The following is a 21,688-nucleotide window of genomic DNA, read 5'->3' as shown; positions in this document are numbered from 1 at the left end:
TCCTCCTCAGGCGTGACGGCCGGCCATCACGCCGCCATCGACCGGCAGCACGGTGCCCGTGATCCAACCGGCGGCATCCGATGCGAGAAACAGAATCGCTTCGGCCACGTCGCGCGGCTGACCGTTGCGGCCGAGCGGGTGGAATGCGTTGAATGCCGGCGGCAGCGTCGCCTTCACTTCGTCGTCGCTCATGAACGTGTTGTAGACAGGCGTCTCCACGACACCGGGCGCCACGGTGTTGATACGGATGTGCAGCGGCGCGAGTTCGATGGCGAGGTTGCGCGTGAGGGCATGCACGCCGGCGTTGTTCACGAGAATGTCCACGCCGCCGAACGCCGACGTCGCCAGATCCACCAGCGCCTGCGCCGTCGCTATTACGCGCGCATCCGGCATTGAAGACGCCGGCCGGTTTGAAAGGGATGACGCTGATCTACGATCTGTCGATCGATAAGAGCGCAGGCTATGTGACGTGGCCGCAGTGGCTGGAACGCGCGGGGCTGGCGTCGCTGGAGACGCGCGCCGGGCTGAAGATCAACAACTCCGCCGCAGTCCTGCAAGCGGCCATCGACGGGCATGGCGTCGCGCTCGCCCGCGGCGTGCTCGCGCGCGACGACCTCGCGGCAAACCGTCTGGTGCGGCTCTACCCCGAGGTGGATTGTTCGTCGCCGCTCGCGTATTACGTGGTGTATCGCGCGGAGTGCGCCACGCTGCCCCGGCTCGCGGCGTTCCGCGAGTGGTTGCAGCAGGAAACTTCCGCACTGGCGACGTCGGATACCGACACGCGCAATGCGGGAAAGGGACGCAAGACCGCCATCAAGCCGCCAGCGCCCGGCACTGACAAACCACGCGCTCGAAGCAGGCAATCGCAAAGTCGACGGACGCCTCGGAAGTAAAACGCCCGAGACTCAGGCGCACCGTGCGGCTCGCAGCTTCGCTGTCGAGCCCGATGCCGCTCAGCACGTGCGACGGCTGGCCGGAGCCGGAGTTGCACGCCGAGGTCGACGACACCGCGAGATTGCTGTTGAGCATGAACGTGAAGAAGCCGGGGTGCCCGACCGTCAGGCTCAACGTATGAGGAATGCGTCTGGCGGCGCCCGCGTTGTGCACCACACCGTCGAGCGCGAGCACCCCGTCGAGCAACCGGCGGCTCAGCGCCGCAATGCGCACGTTATCCGACGTCATGTTCTGCCGGGCCAATTCGCAGGCCGTGCCCATGCCGACGATCTGATGCGTCGCCAGCGTGCCCGAGCGCAGACCGCGCTCATGGCCACCGCCGTGGATCTGCGGGGCGATACGCGCCATCACGTCCTTGTTCACGTACAACGCACCGATGCCTTTGGGGCCGTACACCTTGTGCGCCGACATCGACAGCATGTCGATGCCCATGGCCTTCACGTCGATGGGCGTTTTGCCCAGGGCCTGTGCGGCGTCCACGTGCAGCAACGCACCGGCGGCGTGCACCACCTTTGCGATCGCAGCCACGTCGGTCAGCGTGCCGAGTTCATTGTTGACGAGCATCAGCGACACCAGTCCGGTCTCAGGACGCAGCGCTGCGGCAACGGCATCTGCCGTGATCTCGCCGTTGGCCGAAGGCGTCACATAGGTCACGGGCGCGCCGCCCTTTTCCAGATAGGCCATCGTGTCGAGAATGGCCTTGTGTTCGAGAACGCTCGTGATCAGGTGCGCTCGGGCCTGCCCCCGTTCGGCATAGCCCTTGAGGGCAAGATTGTTCGATTCGGTCGCACCGGAGGTCCAGACGATCTCACCGGCGTCGGCATTGATAAGTGCCGCAACCTGCGTCCGCGAGCGCTCGACGAGACGGCGCGCGCTGACACCCGCGGCGTGCGAGCTGGACGCCGGATTCCCGAACACGCCATCGACGCCCAGACATTCGGCCATGGCCGCGATCACGGCGGCGTCCACCGGTGTCGTCGCGGCGTAGTCGAAGTAATGGAATGATTCGTTGTCGCGCATGATCGGCCCCCGCCATAAAAAAGTTGCAACGATCGTACGCGCCGGAACCGGGAAAAGGCTTGCGAATTTAGCTGTGCATATCTGGTTTCGTGGAATATCCATCCCACAAAATCGGGATTGAAGGAAAATTCATCCAGCAAAACTCATTCGATACCGTCCACCGGGAATCGGACAGTGACTTCGAGACCGCCGCCGGGGGCATCGCCAAGCGACACCTGAGCGTGATGCTTGCGGGCGATTTCCCTGACGATCGCCAGTCCGAGTCCGGAGCCATCGGCGTTTTGTTGCGGGGTGCCGCTGTGCTCGCGACGATAGAAGCGCTCGAACACCGCGTCTCTCTCCTGCACCGGAATGCCAGGCCCGTTGTCGATCACCTGAAGGACGGGCGCCACCCCGTCGAGACGCGTGCGAACGGTGATCACCGCCTCGTCCCCCGCGTACCGAATGGCGTTGTCGATCAGGTTGCCGCACAACTCCGCCAGCAACTCGCGCTGTCCGTGAACCGTCACCGCACCGTCGTGCTCGAAGCCCAGATCGATCCGGCGGGCACGAGCGACCGGCGACCAGTCGAGCGCGACGCTGCGGGCCACGTCGTCCAGTCGTAGCGAGGCCATCGCCATGGGCGGGCCGCCCTCCGCCTCCAGGCGCGACAACGACAGCAACTGCCGCACACTCTTCGCGGCCTGCCTGACCGCATGATTGAGCCGCTCGACGCGCTCTCGCGCGTGCGCGCTCAGCGATTCGCGCAGTGTCAGCTCGGACTCGGCCTGAATGATCGCGAGCGGCGTTTTCAGTTGATGGGCGGCATCGGCGAAGAAGCGTTGTCGCGCGGCCTGCATGCGCCCAACGCGTCCTACGTACTGATTGATGGACTCGACCAGTGGCTTGACCTCCGTCGGCAAGTCGACGTTATCGAGCGGTGTCGTATCGTCTTCACCACGCGCCGCCACCTTCGCCGAGAGCCGGTTCAGGGGACGCAGACCACGCGTCACCCCGAGCCAGACGATGGCCAGCGCCAGCACCACGAGCAGCACTTCCTGCTGAAGGGCGCCGGTCAGGATCTGACGCGCCAGTTCGTGACGCGCCTCCGTCGTCTCGCCGACCACGATCCACACCACACGCGTCTTCGCATTCGGCACGTCATGCACCGGCAATTGCAGCGCGCCCATGCGCAGCGTCTCGCCGCGATATTCGGCGTCGTAGAACGCCGTGTGGTACGGCTCGGGCGTCAGCCGAACCGGCGGCAACGGCAAGTCGTGGTAGCCCGTCACCGCGCGTCCATCGTTGCCGCCACCCTGTGTACCGTCGCCGCCTTCGCGAATCACGTAATAGATCTTGCCGCCGCGATCCGACTCGAACATCTCCAGGGCCAGATACGGCAGGTTGACCTGCACCTCACCGTCGATCAGTTGCGTGCCTTCGCGAATCGACTTGATCGAGAACTCCAGCGAACGGTCGAACGCCGAGTTGGCCGCACTCATCGCGCGCTGATAAGTCAGCCAGGTGTCGAGGGCGAGCAGCCCGAGCAGCGGGAACAGCAGCCAGAGCGCCAGTTGGCGGCGAAGATTCGGTTGCGGCATGGAACGGGGGGACGTCAAAAAAGTACGGCGTGAGACGAAAACGCGGTGCGCCTGGCGGCCAATCTTGAGACATCGCGCTCAGCCAGCAGAAGGTGCGGCGTCGGCCTTCTCTTCGAGCAGATAACCCAGCCCGCGCAACGTGACGATGGCGACGCGGCTGCCTTCGAGCTTCTTGCGAAGCCGGTGAACGTAGATTTCGATGGCATCGGGGCTCACCGACTCATCGATGCCGAACAGCTTCTCGGAGAGCGCTTCCTTGTTGATCGCGCGTCCGCCGCGCAGGATCAGTACTTCGAGCACGGCACGCTCGCGCTTGGTCAGCGCCAGCAGCTCGCCGTCCAGACGAAAGCTTCGTTCCACACCATCGAAGACGAGCGGCCCGCACGTGACGTCGGCGCTCTCGTGATGCTGCGACCGACGGATCAGTGCGCGGGCGCGCGCTTCCAGCTCGTCGAGTTCGAACGGTTTTGAAAGATAATCGTCGGCCCCGAGATTGAGGCCCTTCACGCGATCTTCGAGCGAGCCGTGCGCGGTGAGAATCAGCACCGGCACGCGATTGCGCCGCGCGCGCAGGCGTCGCAGGATCTCGAGGCCGTCCAGACGCGGCAACCCGAGATCGAGAATCACGAGCGAATACTCCTGCGTGCGCAGCACGTGATCGGCCGCTTCGCCATCGTGCATGCAGTCGACGGCGAAGTTCGCCTGCGCCAATGCTTCGGAGAGCGATTTAGCCAGACTCGGATTGTCTTCGACAAGCAGGATACGCATGAGATGCCAGACCACTGAAGCGCCGCAGAATTCGCTTTCGATGGCGTGTCGATCGTTGAATCGCACGACGTGGGCGGATGAGCGCACTCACCGACACTAGGGAAATCCATGACCCGAAAAAGGGGGCGCAGGCCGGATTCGAAAGGAAATCGAAAGCGAATTGAAAGTTTTGGCAAATTAACATGCGCCACGCGAAAACGACAAATCCCTCTCAAGGGATCTTCCGGAGGATGACATGCAGCAAAAGACAGCGATCCGCGCACTCGGCGCAATAGCGGCGTCCGTGACGCTTGTGGCCGCCCTGCCCGCAGCCCACGCGCAGGTACCGGCCGGCTACCCGGCCAACTATCAGGCCACCATCGACGCCGCGAAGAAAGAAGGCAAGCTGATCGTGTACTCGGTGACCGACACCGCGCTCGTGCGTCCGCTCATCAAGGACTTCGAGTCGATGTACGGCGTGAAGGTCGAGTACAACGACATGAACAGCACCGAGCTGTACAACCGCTTCATCAGCGAATATGCCGCCAACAGCACCAGCGCCGACGTGCTCTGGAGCTCCGCGATGGACCTTCAGGTCAAGCTCGTGAACGACGGCACTATGGCCAGCTACGAGTCGCCCGAAGCCGCGCACATCCCCGGCTGGGCGCAATATCAGAAGCAGGCATACGGCACGACGTACGAACCGCTCGCCATCGTCTACAACAAGCGCCTGCTGCCCGCGAACGAAGTCCCGCAAACGCGCATGGAGCTGATCAAGCTGCTGCAGGCGAATCCCGCGAAGTTCAAAGGCAAGGTCACGACCTACGACATCGAAAAGTCTGGCGTGGGCTTCAACTACCTGACGCAGGACGCCCGCGTGAATCCGGAAGTGACGTGGGAGCTCGTGGGCGCCATGGGTGCGCTCAACCCGAAGCTGCAATCGAGCACGGGCGCGATGATGGAACGCATCTCGTCGGGCGAAAACCTCATCGGCTACAACATCCTCGGCTCGTACGCCTTCGCCAAGGCGAAGAAGGATCCGTCCATCGGTTACGTCTATCCGCGCGATTACACGCAGGTGGTGAGCCGTCTGGTCACGATCTCGAAGAAGGCGAAGAACCCCAACGCGTCGAAGCTCTGGATCGACTATCTGCTCTCCCAACGTGGCCAGACGCTGCTCGCCAATCAGGCCAACCTGTTCTCGATCCGTGCGGACGTGGACGGCGAAACCTCGATGGCGAACCTCACGCAGCAACTCGGCGCGGCGCTCAAGCCGATCCCGATCGGCGCGGGCCTGCTCGTCTATCTGGATCAATCCAAGCGACTTGAATTCCTTAAGCGCTGGCAACAGTCGATCAAGCGCTGATGCCGTAGTTAGCGCCTTGATTTCGCCTTGATAACGCCGTGAAGTCTACGGCCAGCGGATACTGATTCACCCCTAAGTCTCAAGCCTCAAGACCGGCGCTCGCGTATCGACGTCCTATCGACATCGTCAGGACATCGCCACGCAGCGCCTCTCCCCAAGCCTTTCTCGATATGCGCCCCGCGGGGTGCAGGGAGACCCTCATGCTGTCGTCTTCTACCGCCAACCGCTCTGCGGTGCCTGCCGGGCGTGCGCCTCACGGTGGCGCGCCTCACGTGGCGTCCCCCTGGCGCGCGCTTGCCGCCACTTCGCGCTGGCTGGTCATTGCCGTGCTCACGATCGCGGTGTTGCTGCCGCTGTCGTTCATCGTGCTGCAAAGCCTGCTCTCGGCGCCGTTCTTCGACGCCAGCCGCACGTTCGGCATCGACGGTTACCGCTTCATCTTCACCGACCCCGACTTCTGGTCGGCCGTGAAGAACTCTTTCATCATCGCGTTCGGGATGCTGTTCATCTCGATCCCGTTTGGCGGCATCCTCGCGTTCCTGATGGTGCGCACCGACCTGCCGGGCCGTCGCTGGCTCGAACCGCTGCTGCTCACGCCCGTGTTCGTCTCGCCGATGGTGCTCGCCTTCGGCTACGTCGTGGCCGCCGGCCCCGTGGGTTTCTACTCGGTGTGGTTCCGTGAACTCACCGGGATCGACGCGCCGTGGTCGGTGTACTCGGTGCTCGCCATCACGATCATCGTCGGCCTCACGCACGTGCCGCACGTCTATCTGTACTCGTCGGCCGCGCTGCGCAATCTCGGTTCCGACGTCGAAGAAGCGGCCCGCGTGGCCGGCGCACGTCCGTTCCGGGTCGCGCTCGACGTCAGCCTGCCCATGACCATGCCTGCGCTGCTTTTCGCCGGCGTGCTCGTGTTCTTCCTCGGCTTCGAAGTCTTCGGCCTGCCACTGGTGCTGGGCGACCCCGAAGGTCACCTCGTGCTGGCCACGTATCTCTACAAGCTCACGAACAAGCTCGGCGTGCCGTCGTATCACCTGATGGCGGCCGTGGCGATGTGCATCGTGGCCATCACGTTCCCGCTCGTGCTGCTGCAACGTCACCTGCTCAAGCGCGCCAACAAGTTCGTGACGGTCAAGGGCAAGGCCGGTCGTCAGACGGTGCTGCCGCTGGGCGTCTGGCGCTGGGTCGCGCTGGCCATCGTTGCCCTGTGGCTGGTCGTGACGGTATTCGTGCCGATCTCGGGCATCGTACTGCGCTCCTTCGTCACGCACTGGGGCGAAGGCGTTGCGCTGGCCGAAGTCCTCACGCTGTCGAACTTCACGGAGCTGTTCGAGCAGGACAACCTCGTGCGCGCCATTCTCAACACGCTGGGCATCGGCGTGATCGGTGGGGCGATGGCGGTGGGCTTCTACTCGCTCGTGGCGTTCGCCGGGCACCGTCGAAACGACTGGGCGGCGAAGCTGCTCGACTACATCGTGCTGCTGCCGCGCGCCGTGCCGGGTCTGCTTGCCGGTCTGGCGTTCCTGTGGATATTCCTGTTCGTGCCGGGGCTGCGCGAACTGAAGAACTCGATGTGGAGCATCTGGGTGGCCTACACGGTCGTGTGGCTCGCCTACGGCATGCGTCTCATTCAGAGCGCGCTGCTGCAAGTCGGCCCCGAACTGGAAGAAGCGGGCCGCAGCGTGGGCGCCACGCGCAGCCGCGTGAGTCTCGACGTCACCCTGCCGCTCGTTCGCTTCGGTCTGCTCGCCGCGTGGCTGCTGATCTTCATGATCTTCGAGCGCGAATACTCGACCGCCGTCTACCTGCTCTCCCCGGGCACGGAAGTCATCGGCTCGCTGCTCGTGTCGCTGTGGGCGACCGGCGCGGTCGATCAGGTCGCGGCGCTCTCTGTCATCAACATCGCGATGGTCGGCGCCGGTCTGGGCGTGGCGTTGCGCTTCGGAGTCAAATTGCATGGATAAGCTCATCGTCGACAACCTCTTCCTGAGCTACGGCACCAACCCCATCCTCAAGGGCGTGTCGTTCGAACTCAAGGCCGGTGAAGTCGTTTGCCTGCTCGGCGCGTCCGGCAGCGGCAAGACCACGTTGCTGCGCGCCGTCGCAGGCCTCGAACAACCGTCGGACGGGCGCATCTCGCTCGACGATCAGGTCTTCTTCGACGGCGCAAAAGGCATCGACTGCCCCGTCGAACAACGCTCGCTCGGGCTGGTGTTCCAGTCGTACGCGCTGTGGCCGCATCGCACCGTGGCGGACAACGTCGGCTATGGTCTGAAGCTGCGCAAGGTGGGCGCGGCCGAGCGTCGTGAGCGCGTGCAGAACGCGCTCGATCAGCTCGGTCTCGGCCATCTCGCCGAGCGCTTCCCCTTCCAGCTCTCCGGCGGTCAGCAGCAGCGCGTGGCGATTGCGCGAGCGCTCGTCTACAACCCGCCCGTCATTCTGCTCGACGAACCGCTCTCGAACCTCGACGCCAAGCTGCGCGAAGAAGCCCGCGCGTGGCTGCGCGAGCTGATCGTCTCGCTGGGGTTGTCGGCGTTGTGCGTCACGCACGACCAGACCGAAGCGATGGCGATGTCGGACCGCATTCTGCTGCTGCGCAACGGACGCATCGAACAGCAAGGCACACCGGCCGAACTCTATGGATCGCCGCGCTCGCTGTACACGGCCGAATTCATGGGCAGCAACAACCGGATCGACGCCACGGTGAGCGCCGTCGACGGCGATCTCGTCACGCTCGCAGGCGACGGCTTCGCACTGCAAGCCCGCGCCCGCGACACGCTGGCTGCCGGTCAGGACGCGCAGGCCGTCATCCGGCTGGAGCGCGTGCAGGTCGCCGACGGCCCTGGCCACAACCGCGTGAACGCGCAACTCGTCACGTCGATGTATCTCGGCGACCGCTGGGAGTACCTCTTCCATTGCGGCTCGCTGCGCTTTCGCGCCTTCGGCCATGTGCCGCGTGAACCGGGTCATCACTGGGTGGAGTTTCCGGCCAACGACTGCTGGGCGTTCGCGCAATCGAACGCCTGACGGCGGGTGCCGGGGGCATTCGTCCACCCGGCACTCACGCTTTTCATGCGATGCGCGGGCGCTCTCCCGCGCGAACACCACGAGAATCAAAAAAGAGGAGACAACAATGAAACGAAGCAGTATGGCGTTGGCCGCCATGACCGCAACGGTCGCCGCGGGAACGCTGGCCGGACAGGCGCAAGCACAATCCAACGTGACGATTTACGGGATCGTCGACGCGGGCGTCGAGTATGTGAACCACGCCAGCGACAACGGCGGTGCCGTGCGCGCGATCTCCGGCGGCAAGAACACGTCGCGCTTCGGCTTCAAGGGCACCGAAGACCTCGGCGGCGATCTCAAGGCCGTGTTCAACCTCGAGAGCGGCATCAACATGGTCAACGGGCAGTTCGACGACGGCCCGGGCGCGATCTTCGACCGCCGTGCGACGGTCGGTCTGGCGCACAAGAAGTGGGGGCAGTTCACCATCGGCCGCACGTTCACCACGACGTACGACTACATGCTCCAGTTCGACCCGATGGGCTATGCGCCGAACTACTCGTGGGCGACCAGTTCGACCGCGACCGGCGGTCGTAAGGACGGCCTGTTCTCGCGCTCGTCCAACGTCGTGCGTTACGACGGCAACTACAACGGCCTGAAGTTCGGGGCAATGTATGGCTTCGGCAACGTGGCCGGCAGCACGAAGACGTCGTCGAAATACGACTTCGCCCTCGGCTACGAGAACGGCCCGTTCGCGGTGGTGGCGACGTATGACCGTCAGAACGGTGCAGGCAACAGCGTTGCGCCGGCGGACACGACGGACTACATCCAGGGCATTCACGCCGGCGCGAGCTATCGCTTCGGTGGCGCCAAGGTGATGGCAGGCTATCGCAACTACAAGAAGACGTTCGTGACGGCGGGCACCGCATCGCTGCGCAGCGACATGTACTGGCTGGGCGCGTCGTACGACTTCACGCCGGCGTTCACGCTGTACGGTGCGATCTACCATCAGGACATCAAGGACGCGGGCGACGCCGATCCGACGCTCATCTCGCTGCGCGCGCAGTACGCGATGTCCAAACGCACGGCGCTGTATCTGTCGGGCGGCTACGCCTTCGCGAAGCACGGCCAGAAGGTCAGCCTGTCACGTGACCTGACCGGCGCGGCAGACACGCAGCTTGGCGTGACGGCAGGCATTCAGCACCGCTTCTGACGCGAGTCCATCATTACAAGAGAATCTCCAAAGCGTTTCCTCAACGACGGCCCGGAGGTGCGGGGGTGCACCGCTTGCCGGGTCGTCGTGTTTTTTTGTCTACGCCCTTGCCTCGGGTCTCGTCAGGACAGGGATTCAATGTGCGTCGAATGCGCGTAGACCTGTCCGAAGCGATTGGCGAGGAAGTCCGGTAACGCGATCTGCTCCTGACGGATAAACCCGCGTTGCGGCAGTTGCTTCGCGAAGAACATGTCCACCGCGGCGCAGATCGCCGAGGCGGTCGTAATCTGAATCGCACTGGCGCTGTGCCCGTTGTTGCGCTCCGCGAAAATCTTGCGGGCAAACACTTCCTGCGTGAGCGTGCCGCCGCGAAGCCCGTTCACGACCACGAAGATCAGCACCACATCCTGCAACGTGCTTGGAATGGCGCGCTTGAGAATGGCCTTGATCGTCTCCTGATCGTCCTTGAGCCGAAGTTCGTTCAGCAGCACCTTCATCAACGCCCCGTGCCCTGGATAACGCACCGACTTGTAGTCGAGATCGCGCACGCGCCCGGCCAGCGTTTCACACAACGTCCCCAACCCGCCGGACGTATTGAACGCTTCGTACTCGGCGCCGTCGAGCGAGAAGTGTTCGAGGTCTTCGAGCGGCTGCACGCTGAGCCGGACACCGTCGCGAATCGCTTCACAGGGCTGACAGTACTCGTTGATGAGCCCGTCGACGCTCCACGTCAGGTTGTACTTCAGCGAATTGGTCGGGAACGCGGGCAAGGCGCCCACGCGCATCTTCACGGAATCCACCTGATCGAACGAGGCGGCGAGATGGTGCGCCGCGATGGCGATGAAGCCGGGAGCGAGTCCGCATTGCGGCATCAGGGCCGTCGAGGCGCCCTCGGCGAGTTGCGCGATGGCGTGGGTCGCGGCAACGTCTTCCGTCAGATCGAAATAGTGACAACCGGCCGCAACGGCCGCCGTCGCAGCGCTCGTCGCCATCGTGTAAGGCAACGCGTTGACCACGGCGTCGAAACCGGACACGGCACGTTGCAACGAGCCGGTGTCGTTACCTGAGAGTTCGACGAACGCGTGCGCGTACTCGCGGACCGCGTGATGGGACTGTGCGTTACGGTCGAACACCGTCACCCGGTAGTCGCCGGAGTCATGCAGCAAACGGGCAATGGTCTGGCCGATGTGTCCCGCACCCAGCAAGGCAATCTTCTTCATGTTTTCCCCCTTTCAGGAACGTCGGTCGGAGGCGTCGCGCGGGCTTCGCCAGCGACGCGTCGGTGCTTTCATTCTAGGGAGGGGGGCCGATGAAATGTAGCGTTATTTCGTCGATAAAACTGATATTTATGACGAAATGACGCGATATCAATTGATTTCGTCATCAAGCGACGAAAAGCCAATCGATTGATGGCCGGCCCGTTGCCGGACCGGCGGTGTGCGTTTTTTGCAAGCCATCTCGGCCGAGCCTCGTCGACAATGGCGCGCGAGTCACACAACGCAGAAATCGAAGCCTATGCGACCAGTACGCCAGCACGCGACGCAACGTTCTCGTAGGCGGCGCGAGATCTTCACGGCGTGGACGCCCATCGCCGCGCTAAGCGCGTCACCCGCCCTACGCCCAACCATAGCCGTGATGACGGCGATGCTTGCGGCACTGTTCGCGCCATCCGCGCACGCAGACTGCTGGGACGTCGCGGCCGAGCGCTATCAACTCGACCCGCTATTGCTGTACGCCATCGCGCAAGTCGAATCGAATCTGGACATGAAGGCGCGCAACGTGAATCGGGACGGCACCTACGACATCGGACTGATGCAGATCAACAGCCGGCACTTGCCGAGCCTCTCGCAATACGGCGTAAGCGAGCGGCGATTGCGTGAAGATGCCTGCACGTCGATCATCACCGGCGCATGGATTCTTGCCGGCTTCGTGCGTCGATACGGCTATGGATGGGAGGCGGTCGGTGCGTATAACGCAGGGGGAGGTCAGACCCGCGCACCGTTGCGAAAGACGTACGCCGAGAAGGTGCGCAAGCGCTATGCGGCATTGATCGCCGAGCGCAATCGACGTCTGATGCAGTCCAACTGACGAGAGGGAGCGCTCCCGGACTTCGCGGCCATTGGATTTATACGGCAGTCATGTGTCATGAAAATGAAATTGCGGCGATTCTTCGGCACCTGTTTCGATGCGTTGCAACGACAAGACATTTCGTATTCCTTTTCGTTAAGATACCTATGTAATTACGACTTCGTTCGATATAGTTCGGCCCGAACCCACGGGGCGCCCGTCCACAGGCGAAAGGGTTCGAATCGACTAATAGGTTATCGATAGAGGAATCGACCGATGAAAAAGACGCAATTGGCCGCCGCACTGTGTGGCGTTATCGCAGCCGCAGCAACCGGTGCAGCCCACGCGCAGAGCAACGTCTCGCTGTATGGCATTCTCGACGGCGGTCTCGCCTATGTGAGCAACGTCGGCGGCAGCAAGAACTTCACGACCGCCGATGGTCTGCAATCGGGCAACCGCTGGGGCCTGAAGGGCTCGGAAGATCTGGGCGGCGGCACGTCGGCCATCTTCACGTTGGAAAACGGCTTCAACATCACGAACGGCCAACTGGGTCAGGGCAGCCGCGAGTTCGGCCGTCAGGCATTCGTCGGTCTGTCGAACAAGGCGTTCGGTAGCGTGACGATCGGTCGTCAGTACGACTCCGTGGTCGACTTCGTGAGCGGCCTGACGGCAGCCAAGCAGTTTGCGACGAAGCTCGGCGCGCACGTCGGCGACGTTGACAACCTGTACAACTCGTTCCGTATCAACAACTCGATCAAGTACACGAGCGCCAACTATGCCGGCTTCTCGTTCGGCGGCCTGTATGGCTTCTCGAACCAGGCCAACAACGGCGCAGGCGGCACCGGCTTCGCGAACAACCGCGCATGGAGCCTGGGCGCGAGCTACGCGAACGGCCCGGTCAAGTTCGGTATCGGCTACCTGGAAGTCGGCACGCCGAACGGCGCCAACACCGGTGGTGCCGTGTCGGGTGACTACAGCGGCGACTTCTACTCGTCGAAGGTCGGCACGGCAACGGTCGGCGTGGACAAGCAGCGCGTGCTGGCTGCGGGCGGTAGCTACAAGTTCGGCCCGGCCAACGTCGGCTTCGTGTATAGCAACACGCAACTGCGCTATGTCGGCGGCACGGGCGCCCGTGTGTCGAACTACGAACTGAACGGCACGTACAACCTGACGCCGTCGCTGTTACTGGGCCTGTCGTACACGTACACGGACGCCAGCACGCGTAGCGCCACGCTCGCCAACTTGAGCCCGAAGTATCACCAGGTCAACGCAGCGGTCGACTATCTGCTCTCGAAGCGTACCGACGTGTATCTGGTCGGTATCTATCAGAAGGCAGCCGGCGACGCCACGGCCGCATCGATCAGCGGTGCCGGCGGCCTGTCGAGCACGAAGACGCAAACGGCTGTGATCTCGGGCCTGCGCCACAAGTTCTAAGCCGACATCTTCGCGAGATGTTTTTGTAGTTGATTTGAGTGCTCCAGTATTTTCGGGGGCCCCCGCAAGGGGCTCCCTTTTTTACTGGCTCGCTCACTTTCTCGCGTTGATCCAGTCAAAAACGGCCTTGCATCCTGCTCAGGTTCGAGTACACTCGATACTGTACAAAAACACAGTATCGAGTGATATCTCATCTCAACCGAGGAGCGTGTCAGTGAATCGCACTGCCAAAGGTCTTTTCGATGTCCAGCTCGGGCCGCAACCGCTCAGTCCGGTAGCGGACGGTACGGGACTTGCGCGTCTCTCGCTGGACAAGACGTATCACGGCGATCTGAGCGCGACCGGGCATGGTGAGATGCTCGCGTTTCGAAGCGGCACCCCGGGCTCGGCGGGCTACGTCGCGATGGAAACGGTACGCGGCACGCTTCAGGGCCACACCGGAACGTTCGTGTTGCAACACAGCTCGACGATGACACGCGGCGTGCCCACGCAATCGATCACCGTCGTTCCCGACTCCGGCACCGATGCACTCAGTGGCTTGACCGGGACCGTGATCATCACCATCACCGACGGACAACACGCTTACGCGTTCGACTATGTGCTGCCGCAGACGCAGCCCGCGACAGGAGAGGCGTCATGAGCCATCGAGGCACCGATCGTCAGATCGACAACATCGAATTCAATGTGGGCGATATCGCACGCAGCAAGGCGTTTTACGGCAGCGTGTTCGGCTGGACGTTCACCGACTACGGCCCGACCTATACGGAATTCACCGACGGGCGACTCACCGGCGGGTTCACGACCGGTGAAGCTGTGCGTCCGGGCGGCCCGCTAGTGATTCTCTATGCCGACGATCTCGCCGAGACGCAACGCCGAATCGAAAACGCAGGCGCGGCGATCAGCCGTGCGGTGTTTTCGTTTCCCGGTGGTCAGCGCTTTCATTTCATCGATCCGGACGGCTACGAACTTGCGGTGTGGTCGGCGGTAACCTGAGCGTCATCGGTTGCTGATCACCGGCGTCGCAGGCATTGCGCGTCGCGACGCAAAGCAAAAAGGCCGGCACGCTTACCGCGTTGCCGGCCTTCTTATTGCGTCTGGTTGGGGGCACCAAGACCCTGCCCCCACCGCACTACCTCACTCCACCGTCACCGACTTGGCGAGGTTGCGGGGCTTGTCGACGTCGGTCCCGCGAGCGCAGGCCGTGTGGTACGCCAGCAGTTGCAGCGGCACCACGTGCAGGATCGGCGAGAGCTGGCCGTAGTGCTCCGGCATGCGGATCACGTGGAGACCTTCGGCATTTGCAATCTGCGTGTCGGCGTCGGCGAAGACATACAACTGACCGCCGCGCGCACGCACTTCCTGCATGTTCGACTTCAGCTTTTCCACCAGCGCGTCGCGCGGCGCCACCGTCACGACCGGCATCTGATCCGTCACCAATGCCAGCGGGCCGTGCTTCAACTCGCCTGCGGGATACGCCTCTGCGTGGATGTACGAGATTTCCTTGAGCTTGAGTGCGCCCTCCAGAGCGATCGGATAGTGCAGACCGCGCCCCAGGAACAGCGCATTCTCGCGACGGGCAAATTCTTCCGCCCAGGCGATGATCTGCGGCTCAAGCGCCAGCACGCTGTTGAGCGCCGCCGGCAGGTGACGCAACTGCGTCAGGTACTCCGCTTCCTGCGCTGCCGGCAAGCGGCCACGCAGCTTCGCGATCGTCAGCGTCAGCAGGAACAGCGCCGTGAGCTGCGTCGTGAACGCCTTCGTCGACGCCACGCCGATTTCCGTGCCGGCACGCGTGAGGTAATGCAGCGCCGTCTGACGCACCATCGCACTCGTACCCACGTTGCAGATCGCCAGCGTGTTCGTCATGCCCAGCGATTGCGCATGTTGCAGCGCCGCCATGGTATCGGCGGTCTCGCCCGACTGGGAAATCGTGACGACCAGCGTTTTCGGATTCGGCACGCTGTCGCGATAGCGGTATTCGCTCGCCACTTCGACCTGCGTCGGAATCTGGGCCAGCGACTCCAGCCAGTACTTCGCCGTCATGCCCGAGTAGTAACTTGTGCCGCACGCCAGAATCAGGATCGAGTCGACACTGCTGAGCGTCGCTTCGGCCGTCTCGCCGAAAAGCGTCGGCGAAATGCCTTCTACGCCTTCCATCGTGTCGCCGATCGCGCGCGGCTGCTCGAAGATTTCCTTCTGCATGTAGTGGCGATACGGCCCCAACTCCACTGCGCCCGTGTATGCCTGCACCGTGCGCACTTCGCGTTCCACCACGGCGTCGTTACGATCCACGATCTTCACGCCTTGCAGCGTGAGTTCGACGACATCGCCTTCTTCCAGATAGATGAACTGGTCGGTCGTGCCGGCAAGCGCCAGTGCGTCGGACGCGAGGAAGTTCTCCCCATCGCCGACACCCACGACGAGCGGCGACCCGGCACGCGCGCCCACAATACGGTGGGGCTCCTGCTTGCGGAACACCGCGATGGCATAGGCGCCATGCAAACGACGTGTGGCCAGACGCACTGCCTGATACAGATCATTGGCGGCGCCGTTCGACAGAATGTGATGAATCAGATGCGCGATGACTTCGGTGTCGGTTTGCGACACGAACGTGTAGCCCAGGCCACGCAACTCGTCGCGCAGGCTCTCATGGTTCTCGATGATGCCGTTATGCACCAGCGCCACTTCGTCGCGCGAGAAGATCGGGTGCGCGTTGTCCGTCACCGGCGCGCCGTGCGTGGCCCAACGCGTGTGGGCGATGCCCGTCTCGCCGCCGAGCTTCGTTTGCGCCAGTTGCTCGTCGAGGTCTGCCACGCGCGACACGCTGCGCGCCCGCTGGGGCACACCGTCCTTCAACACCGCCACGCCACACGAGTCGTAGCCGCGATACTCCAGGCGACGCAACCCTTCGACCAACACCGGTACTACATTACGTCGCGCTACCGCGCCGACAATGCCGCACATATTCGCTTCCCTCAGTGCCAGATAGTCTGGCTCGATCAATCGGATGAAATCCGTTTTCATTCGCCGGCACGCGCATCGGAGGCGCTCACCGGCACATAACCGCCGATTTTACTGCTTCTGCTTGCGCGGGCGAACATACCCCGCCTTCGCTTCCTGCGTCTTGCCGTTGAGCACCAGCGAATCTTCGGGCGTGTCCTTCCATACGGTCGTGCCCGCAGCGATGGTCGTGCCGCGCCGAACCGTCACAGGCGCAACCAGTTGCGAATCGGAGCCGATGAACACATCGTCTTCGATCACCGTGCGGTGCTTGTTCGCGCCGTCGTAATTGCAGGTGATCGTGCCCGCGCCGATGTTCACGCGCGCACCCACGGTCGAGTCGCCGACGTATGCCAGATGGTTCGCCTTCGAACCGTTGCCCATCACCGCATTCTTCACTTCGACGAAGTTGCCGATGTGCACGTCGTCCGCCAGATCCGCCCCCGGACGCAGACGGGCATAAGGCCCGATATGCGCATTCGCGCCGACCACCGCACCGTCCAGGTGGCTGAACGGTTCAATGTGCGTTCCCGCACCGATGGTGCTGTTGCGAATGACGCAGTTCGCGCCGATGCTCGCGCCATCACCGATCGTTACCTTGCCTTCGAAGACGCAATTCACATCGATGGAGACGTCGGTGCCGCAAACGATCTCGCCGCGAAGATCGAAACGTGCCGGATCGATCAGCGTGACGCCCGCCGCGAGCAACGTGCCCGCCGCATTGCGTTGATAGTCGCGCTCAAGCTCGGCCAGTTGCGCCTTGTCGTTCACGCCGTTGGGCTCCCACGCAAACGCCGGCTGCGTGGTGACGACCGACACGCCGTCCGCCACCGCGCAGGCGATGACGTCCGTCAGGTAGTACTCGCCTTGCGCGTTCTGGTTCTTCAGGCCGCCGAGCCAGCCCTTCAGCGCGCGCGTCGGGGCCACGAGTATGCCGGTGTTGATCTCGCGAATCGCCAGTTCCGCCTCGTTGGCGTCTTTCTGTTCGACGATGCGCTGCACGTTGCCCGCCGCGTCGCGCACGATACGTCCGTAGCCCGTGGGGTTGTCCAGATCGACGGTCAGCACGCCCAGCTTGTCGTTACCCGCTGCGTCGAGCAGGCCCTGCAACGTTTCGGCACGCGTGAGCGGCACGTCGCCATACAGCACGAGCGTCGGTGCGGACTCGTCGAGCAGCGACACGGCCTGCTGCACGGCATGCCCCGTGCCCAACTGCTGCGCCTGCTCGGCGAAGCACACGTCGTCATCCGCCACGGCTTCGCGTACGGCATCGCCGCCATGCCCGATCACCACGATCAGCTTCCCCGGCGCGAGCTTGCGTGCCGTCGCAATGACATGCGAGAGGAGCGGGCGGCCAGCGAGCGGCTGCAACACCTTGGGCAATCTGGAGCGCATGCGCTTACCCATGCCGGCAGCGAGAATGACAATGTTCATGGCGTCGTGACGATTCGAAATTGGGAGAATTGGAAGACCGGTATGAGGGCTGTCGGGATCTTGCGCCGCCGCCCGGCAAAAGGGCGGCCGGGCGTCAGGAAGCGCGGCGTGCGATCAGTCGTCGAATTGCGTGATGCGAATGATGCCCGCGTCGTCGTCATCGCCGCAGGGCGCTTCGTCGAAGGCGATATCGCCGAGCGGATCGGGTTGCCCCGTCGCACGCAGATTCTTGAAGTCGTGCAGATTCGTGTCCATCAGGTGCGACGGCACCACGTTCGACAGCGCGCTGAAAATCGACTTGATACGCCCGGGGTGCTGCTTCTCCCACAGGCGGATGAGCGACTTCATCTCCGCACGCTTGAGGTTCGGCTGGCTGCCGCACAGCGTGCACGGAATGATCGGGAACTGCTTGTACTCGGCGTAGCGCTCCAGATCCGGCTCGCGCACATAGGCGAGCGGGCGAATCACTACGTTCTTGCCGTCGTCCGATTGCAGCTTAGGCGGCATGCCCTTGAGCTTGCCCCCATAGAAGATGTTGAGGAACAGCGTCTCGATGATGTCGTCGCGATGGTGGCCCAGCGCGATCTTGGTCGCGCCCAGCTCGCCGGCCACACGATAGAGAATGCCGCGACGCAGACGCGAGCACAGCGAACACGTCGTCTTGCCCTCGGGCACCACGCGCTTGACGATGGAGTACGTGTCCTGATTCTCGATGTGAAAATCCACGCCGATGGAACGGAAGTAGTCCGGCAGCACATGCTCCGGGAACCCCGGCTGCTTCTGGTCGAGGTTGACGGCAACGATCGAGAAATCGATCGGCGCGCGCTCACGCAGCTTGAGCAGGATGTCGAGCATGGCGTAGCTGTCCTTGCCGCCGGACATGCACACCATCACGCGATCGCCCTGCTCGATCATGTTGTAGTCGCCGATGGCCTGCCCCGTCAGACGGAACAGACGCTTTTCGAGCTTGTTGTTCTCGAACGCGAGCTTCTGCGCTTTCTTCACGCTGTCGGTGGCAGCACCGGTGGCAGCGTTGGCCGGGTTGGCGGTGGCGGTGGCGGTGAGCGGCGCACCGGTCTCGGGCATGACGGCACTCATGTCAGGCATCCTTCATCTGAAACACTTCGATGCCGACCGAGTGGCAATCGGGGTAGACGTCGGGCTTCTCGGTCGACACACCCACGGCACGCACGCGCGGATGCGCCAGCAGCGCACGCGCGACATCGTCGCAAAGGGTTTCCTGCAGGTGGATATGGCCCTGCCCCACTCGCCTGGCGATCGTCTCGCGCATGAAGTCGTAATCGACCACTTCGTCGAGCTTGTCTTCCGTGGGCGTGCTTTCGGCCAGCGGCACGAACAACTGAACGTTGATCAGCACGCGCTGCTCGCCACGCTTCTCATGATCGTGCACGCCAATGTTGATGAACACTTCGTAGTCGCGCAGGAACATGCGACGGCAGTCCATCAGGCGGGGGTGGGAAAGAGCGCTATGCATTTTGAAGACTCGTAATGACAATCAACGAGACCGGTCGGCATCGGCCGGCTCGGTCAGAAATTTCACGTCCCGCGACGAACTCGCGAGATGTTGCCCGCCATCGACATACAACACCGTGCCGGTGACGGCAGACGCCTCCGCCAGATAGGCGACGGCCTGAGCAATGTCCTCCGGCGTGGACGACGCCCCCAGCGGCGTGGCGGCATGTGCCGCAGCAAACCCCGCCGGGGTCTGATCGACCGACAGGAGCGTGACACCGGGCGCCACGCCAACCACACGCAGACGCGGCGCGAAGGCCTGCGCCAGCAGCGTCGTCGCCACATCGAGCGCCGCCTTCGACAGTGTGTACGACAGATAGTCCGGATTCGGATTCGCCAGCTTCTGATCCAGCAAGTTGACGACGACACCGCGCCCGGTCTCGCCCAATGCGGCGTGCATTTCGCGCGCAAGCACAAGCGGTGCGCCCGCGTTCACCCGCATGTGACGCTCCAGCGCCTGATACCCGAAATCGTCGGCGCTATCGTATTCGAAGCGCGAGGCGTTATTCACCAGGCAGCGCGGCACGCCCAGCGTTTCACGGCAGCGGGCGATCAGCCCGGCCGTGGCGGCTTCGTCGGCAAGCGACGCCTGCAATGCCACCGCGCGGCAACCCATGGCTTCGATGGCCGCGACGGTTTCGAGCGCCTCGTCGTGCGAGCGTTCGTAATGGACCGCGACGTCCCATCCCAGACCCGCCAGCTTCAGCGCAATGGCGCGGCCGATGCGACGCGCGCCGCCGGTCACCAGCGCTACGCGCGGCACATTGGACGTGCGGGCGATGTCGCTTGCGGCGGAGGCGGGGCGTGGCGTCGATGCAACGGTCATGCGGCGATTTCCTGTCGAATGCCTGTCTGCGGGCAGGACGATGAGCTAACTTCGGGCGGCACAGCGCAAGGTTTGCGGCGGGACTCGGCAATCGCTCGCGCCGTCGCGGCCCTCCGGGCGGAGGGCAAACGTTGCGCAAACTAGCGAAAACCTCGCCAAAACCATCGAAAACCGGCAAAAATCGGCGCAAAATCCCGCGATTTCGCCCGCAGACGCTGCGATGTCAACCATAGCAGCCAGTCCGCACGGTCTCCGCTACAATGCCCGCATGAATCAGGCCGCACCGAAACCCCATAGTTTACCCTTTCCGGAGACCGACGCGCTCGAACACTCGCGTCGCCTCACGGCACATCTCGCCGACGCCATTGCAGCGAACGGCGGTTGGCTGCCGTTCGACCGCTTCATGGAACTCGCGCTGTACGCGCCCGGCCTCGGCTACTACGCTGCCGGTGCCGCCAAGTTCGGACGCCTCGCCGCCGACGGCAGCGACTTCGTCACCGCACCGGAACTCACGCCGCTCTTCGCCCGAACGCTGGCGCGCCAGCTCGGCGAGGTCTTCGAGCAGACGGGCGACACCCGCGTGCTGGAATTCGGCGCCGGCTCCGGCCGCCTCGCCGCAGACCTCCTGCTCGCACTCGATGCGCAAGGCACGCCGTGCGAGCGGTACTCGATCATGGAGTTGTCCGGCGAGCTTCGCGCGCGTCAGCGCGACACCATCGAAAAGTCCGCACCGCATCTGCTCGATCGCGTGACGTGGCTCGACCAGCTACCCGACGCCTTCGAGGGCGTGATGCTCGGCAACGAAGTGCTCGACGCCATGCCGGTGCGCCTGTGGGCGCGTCGCCCTGACGCGAACGCTCACCCCGTGTGGTTCGAGCGCGGTGTCGTGCTCACGCCGGATGGCTTCGCATGGGAGGAGCGCCTTTACACCGGCCGCCTGCCCGAAGCCCTCGACACGCTGGCCGATCTGCCGCCGACGCAGGAATATCTGACGGAGACGCACGAAGCGGCGGCTGCCTTTGTGCGCAGTGTGGCGCCGCTGCTCGCCCGTGGCGTGCTGCTGTTGATCGACTACGGATTCCCGGCCCGCGAGTACTACCATCCGCAGCGGGCGGGCGGCACGCTGATGTGCCACTACCGGCATCACGCGCATGACGATCCGTTCTATTACCCGGGCTTGCAGGACATCACGGCACACGTGGAGTTTTCGGGGGTGGCCGACGCTGGCGTCGAGGCCGGTCTCGACCTGCTGGGTTTCACCTCGCAGGCACGCTTCCTGATGAACGCGGGCATCGTCGATTTGATGAGCGCGCTGGACCCGACCGATCCGAAGACCTTCCTGCCGGCGGCCGCTGCGGCACAAAAGCTGTTGTCCGAGGCCGAGATGGGCGAGTTGTTCAAGGTCATCGCCTTCGGGCGCGGCATGGACGAATGGGCGGGCCTGATCGGATTCGCCACGGGCGACCGCAGTCACGCGCTCTGATCCGCATCCCCTACCCCCAACCAGACGC

The 21,688-nt window shown here is 63.6% G+C and carries 19 protein-coding genes and 1 pseudogene; 10 read left to right on the top strand and 10 right to left on the bottom strand.

Annotated elements, in window-relative coordinates; all coding sequences use genetic code 11:
- Positions 1 to 6: 6 nt before the first annotated feature.
- A complete protein-coding gene (locus tag PCA20602_RS08770) occupies positions 7 to 393 on the bottom strand; it encodes an SDR family NAD(P)-dependent oxidoreductase (RefSeq protein WP_246182088.1) in 387 nt (128 codons plus the stop codon).
- A 26-nt stretch (positions 394 to 419) separates the two neighbouring features.
- On the opposite strand from PCA20602_RS08770, the gene PCA20602_RS08765 reads away from it, so the two are divergent.
- A complete protein-coding gene (locus PCA20602_RS08765; protein WP_150720877.1) occupies positions 420 to 893 on the top strand; it encodes a LysR substrate-binding domain-containing protein in 474 nt (157 codons plus the stop codon).
- Here the strand turns inward: PCA20602_RS08765 and PCA20602_RS08760 are convergent.
- The 3 genes and pseudogenes from PCA20602_RS08760 to PCA20602_RS08750 form a co-directional block, all read right to left on the bottom strand.
- Positions 817 to 1,974 (bottom strand): annotated as a pseudogene (locus PCA20602_RS08760) (cysteine desulfurase family protein); the annotation flags it as partial. The gene PCA20602_RS08765 and the pseudogene PCA20602_RS08760 sit on opposite strands and share 77 nt — an antisense overlap.
- 143 nt (positions 1,975 to 2,117) lie before the next feature.
- Complete coding sequence (locus PCA20602_RS08755; RefSeq protein ID WP_150720875.1) at positions 2,118 to 3,554, bottom strand: sensor histidine kinase; 1,437 nt, start codon at positions 3,552 to 3,554, stop codon at positions 2,118 to 2,120.
- A gap of 78 nt (positions 3,555 to 3,632) precedes the next feature.
- Positions 3,633 to 4,322, bottom strand: a complete 690-nt coding sequence (locus tag PCA20602_RS08750; RefSeq protein ID WP_150720874.1) for a response regulator — start codon at positions 4,320 to 4,322, stop codon at positions 3,633 to 3,635.
- Between the two features lie 235 nt (positions 4,323 to 4,557).
- Here PCA20602_RS08750 and PCA20602_RS08745 point away from each other — a divergent pair, with 235 nt between their 5' ends.
- The 4 genes from PCA20602_RS08745 (at position 4,558) to PCA20602_RS08730 (ending at position 9,883) form a co-directional block, all read left to right on the top strand.
- Positions 4,558 to 5,667 (top strand): ABC transporter substrate-binding protein, encoded by a 1,110-nt coding sequence (locus PCA20602_RS08745; RefSeq protein WP_150720873.1) that lies wholly within the window; start codon positions 4,558 to 4,560, stop codon positions 5,665 to 5,667.
- A 200-nt stretch (positions 5,668 to 5,867) separates the two neighbouring features.
- Positions 5,868 to 7,631 (top strand): ABC transporter permease, encoded by a 1,764-nt coding sequence (locus PCA20602_RS08740; protein WP_150720872.1) that lies wholly within the window; start codon positions 5,868 to 5,870, stop codon positions 7,629 to 7,631.
- Positions 7,624 to 8,694, top strand: a complete 1,071-nt coding sequence (locus PCA20602_RS08735; protein ID WP_150720871.1) for an ABC transporter ATP-binding protein — start codon at positions 7,624 to 7,626, stop codon at positions 8,692 to 8,694. The genes PCA20602_RS08740 and PCA20602_RS08735 overlap by 8 nt, the downstream gene beginning before the upstream one ends.
- 106 nt (positions 8,695 to 8,800) lie before the next feature.
- On the top strand, positions 8,801 to 9,883 hold the full coding sequence (locus tag PCA20602_RS08730) for a porin (RefSeq protein WP_150720870.1): 1,083 nt from the start codon (positions 8,801 to 8,803) through the stop codon (positions 9,881 to 9,883).
- A 122-nt stretch (positions 9,884 to 10,005) separates the two neighbouring features.
- Here the strand turns inward: PCA20602_RS08730 and PCA20602_RS08725 are convergent, their stop codons facing one another.
- A complete protein-coding gene (locus PCA20602_RS08725) occupies positions 10,006 to 11,103 on the bottom strand; it encodes a saccharopine dehydrogenase family protein (protein ID WP_150720869.1) in 1,098 nt (365 codons plus the stop codon).
- A 415-nt stretch (positions 11,104 to 11,518) separates the two neighbouring features.
- Between PCA20602_RS08725 and PCA20602_RS08720 the strand changes: the two genes are divergently transcribed.
- From PCA20602_RS08720 to PCA20602_RS08705, 4 genes are all read left to right on the top strand, one after another.
- Positions 11,519 to 11,971, top strand: coding sequence for a transglycosylase SLT domain-containing protein (locus PCA20602_RS08720; RefSeq protein ID WP_150720868.1), 453 nt, complete (start codon positions 11,519 to 11,521; stop codon positions 11,969 to 11,971).
- 255 nt (positions 11,972 to 12,226) lie between these two features.
- On the top strand, positions 12,227 to 13,384 hold the full coding sequence (locus PCA20602_RS08715) for a porin (protein ID WP_150720867.1): 1,158 nt from the start codon (positions 12,227 to 12,229) through the stop codon (positions 13,382 to 13,384).
- Between the two features lie 214 nt (positions 13,385 to 13,598).
- Positions 13,599 to 14,024, top strand: a complete 426-nt coding sequence (locus PCA20602_RS08710; protein WP_150720866.1) for a DUF3224 domain-containing protein — start codon at positions 13,599 to 13,601, stop codon at positions 14,022 to 14,024.
- Entirely contained in the window at positions 14,021 to 14,377 is a 357-nt protein-coding gene (locus PCA20602_RS08705; protein ID WP_150720865.1) for a VOC family protein, read from the top strand. Before PCA20602_RS08710 ends, PCA20602_RS08705 begins: the two co-directional genes overlap by 4 nt.
- A 141-nt stretch (positions 14,378 to 14,518) precedes the next feature.
- On the opposite strand, the gene glmS is transcribed toward PCA20602_RS08705, so the two are convergent.
- The 5 genes from glmS to PCA20602_RS08680 all read right to left on the bottom strand — a co-directional run bounded on the left by glmS (position 14,519) and on the right by PCA20602_RS08680 (position 20,177).
- Positions 14,519 to 16,348, bottom strand: coding sequence for a glutamine--fructose-6-phosphate transaminase (isomerizing) (glmS, locus tag PCA20602_RS08700; RefSeq protein ID WP_150721115.1), 1,830 nt, complete (start codon positions 16,346 to 16,348; stop codon positions 14,519 to 14,521).
- 108 nt (positions 16,349 to 16,456) lie between these two features.
- Positions 16,457 to 17,818 carry a bifunctional UDP-N-acetylglucosamine diphosphorylase/glucosamine-1-phosphate N-acetyltransferase GlmU gene (gene glmU / locus PCA20602_RS08695; protein WP_150720864.1) on the bottom strand — a complete coding sequence of 454 codons (1,362 nt, stop codon included), beginning with the start codon at positions 17,816 to 17,818 and terminating at the stop codon, positions 16,457 to 16,459.
- Positions 17,819 to 17,932: 114 nt separating this feature from the next.
- Complete coding sequence (gene ttcA / locus PCA20602_RS08690) at positions 17,933 to 18,904, bottom strand: tRNA 2-thiocytidine(32) synthetase TtcA (RefSeq protein WP_150721114.1); 972 nt, start codon at positions 18,902 to 18,904, stop codon at positions 17,933 to 17,935.
- Between the two features lie 13 nt (positions 18,905 to 18,917).
- Entirely contained in the window at positions 18,918 to 19,313 is a 396-nt protein-coding gene (locus PCA20602_RS08685) for a dihydroneopterin aldolase (protein ID WP_046290474.1), read from the bottom strand.
- 21 nt (positions 19,314 to 19,334) lie between these two features.
- Entirely contained in the window at positions 19,335 to 20,177 is an 843-nt protein-coding gene (locus PCA20602_RS08680; protein ID WP_174980919.1) for an SDR family oxidoreductase, read from the bottom strand.
- A gap of 268 nt (positions 20,178 to 20,445) precedes the next feature.
- On the opposite strand from PCA20602_RS08680, the gene PCA20602_RS08675 reads away from it, so the two are divergent.
- A complete protein-coding gene (locus PCA20602_RS08675; protein WP_150721112.1) occupies positions 20,446 to 21,660 on the top strand; it encodes a class I SAM-dependent methyltransferase in 1,215 nt (404 codons plus the stop codon).
- The last annotated feature ends 28 nt before the right edge of the window (positions 21,661 to 21,688 follow it).

Source organism: Pandoraea capi (genome assembly GCF_902459735.1).
GTDB lineage: Bacteria > Pseudomonadota > Gammaproteobacteria > Burkholderiales > Burkholderiaceae > Pandoraea > Pandoraea capi.
The sequence above is the reverse complement of the archived record's forward strand: the minus strand, read 5'-3'. Positions and strand labels throughout refer to the sequence as shown.

Coding starts and splice junctions, on each gene's coding strand:
- PCA20602_RS08770 (WP_246182088.1), bottom strand. CDS start 393: ATGCCGGATGCGCGCGTAATAGCGACGGCGCAGGCGCTGGTGGATCTG.
- PCA20602_RS08765 (WP_150720877.1), top strand. CDS start 420: ATGACGCTGATCTACGATCTGTCGATCGATAAGAGCGCAGGCTATGTG.
- PCA20602_RS08755 (WP_150720875.1), bottom strand. CDS start 3,554: ATGCCGCAACCGAATCTTCGCCGCCAACTGGCGCTCTGGCTGCTGTTC.
- PCA20602_RS08750 (WP_150720874.1), bottom strand. CDS start 4,322: ATGCGTATCCTGCTTGTCGAAGACAATCCGAGTCTGGCTAAATCGCTC.
- PCA20602_RS08745 (WP_150720873.1), top strand. CDS start 4,558: ATGCAGCAAAAGACAGCGATCCGCGCACTCGGCGCAATAGCGGCGTCC.
- PCA20602_RS08740 (WP_150720872.1), top strand. CDS start 5,868: ATGCTGTCGTCTTCTACCGCCAACCGCTCTGCGGTGCCTGCCGGGCGT.
- PCA20602_RS08735 (WP_150720871.1), top strand. CDS start 7,624: ATGGATAAGCTCATCGTCGACAACCTCTTCCTGAGCTACGGCACCAAC.
- PCA20602_RS08730 (WP_150720870.1), top strand. CDS start 8,801: ATGAAACGAAGCAGTATGGCGTTGGCCGCCATGACCGCAACGGTCGCC.
- PCA20602_RS08725 (WP_150720869.1), bottom strand. CDS start 11,103: ATGAAGAAGATTGCCTTGCTGGGTGCGGGACACATCGGCCAGACCATT.
- PCA20602_RS08720 (WP_150720868.1), top strand. CDS start 11,519: ATGACGGCGATGCTTGCGGCACTGTTCGCGCCATCCGCGCACGCAGAC.
- PCA20602_RS08715 (WP_150720867.1), top strand. CDS start 12,227: ATGAAAAAGACGCAATTGGCCGCCGCACTGTGTGGCGTTATCGCAGCC.
- PCA20602_RS08705 (WP_150720865.1), top strand. CDS start 14,021: ATGAGCCATCGAGGCACCGATCGTCAGATCGACAACATCGAATTCAAT.
- glmS (WP_150721115.1), bottom strand. CDS start 16,348: ATGTGCGGCATTGTCGGCGCGGTAGCGCGACGTAATGTAGTACCGGTG.
- glmU (WP_150720864.1), bottom strand. CDS start 17,818: ATGAACATTGTCATTCTCGCTGCCGGCATGGGTAAGCGCATGCGCTCC.
- ttcA (WP_150721114.1), bottom strand. CDS start 18,904: ATGCCCGAGACCGGTGCGCCGCTCACCGCCACCGCCACCGCCAACCCG.
- PCA20602_RS08685 (WP_046290474.1), bottom strand. CDS start 19,313: ATGCATAGCGCTCTTTCCCACCCCCGCCTGATGGACTGCCGTCGCATG.
- PCA20602_RS08680 (WP_174980919.1), bottom strand. CDS start 20,177: ATGACCGTTGCATCGACGCCACGCCCCGCCTCCGCCGCAAGCGACATC.
- PCA20602_RS08675 (WP_150721112.1), top strand. CDS start 20,446: ATGAATCAGGCCGCACCGAAACCCCATAGTTTACCCTTTCCGGAGACC.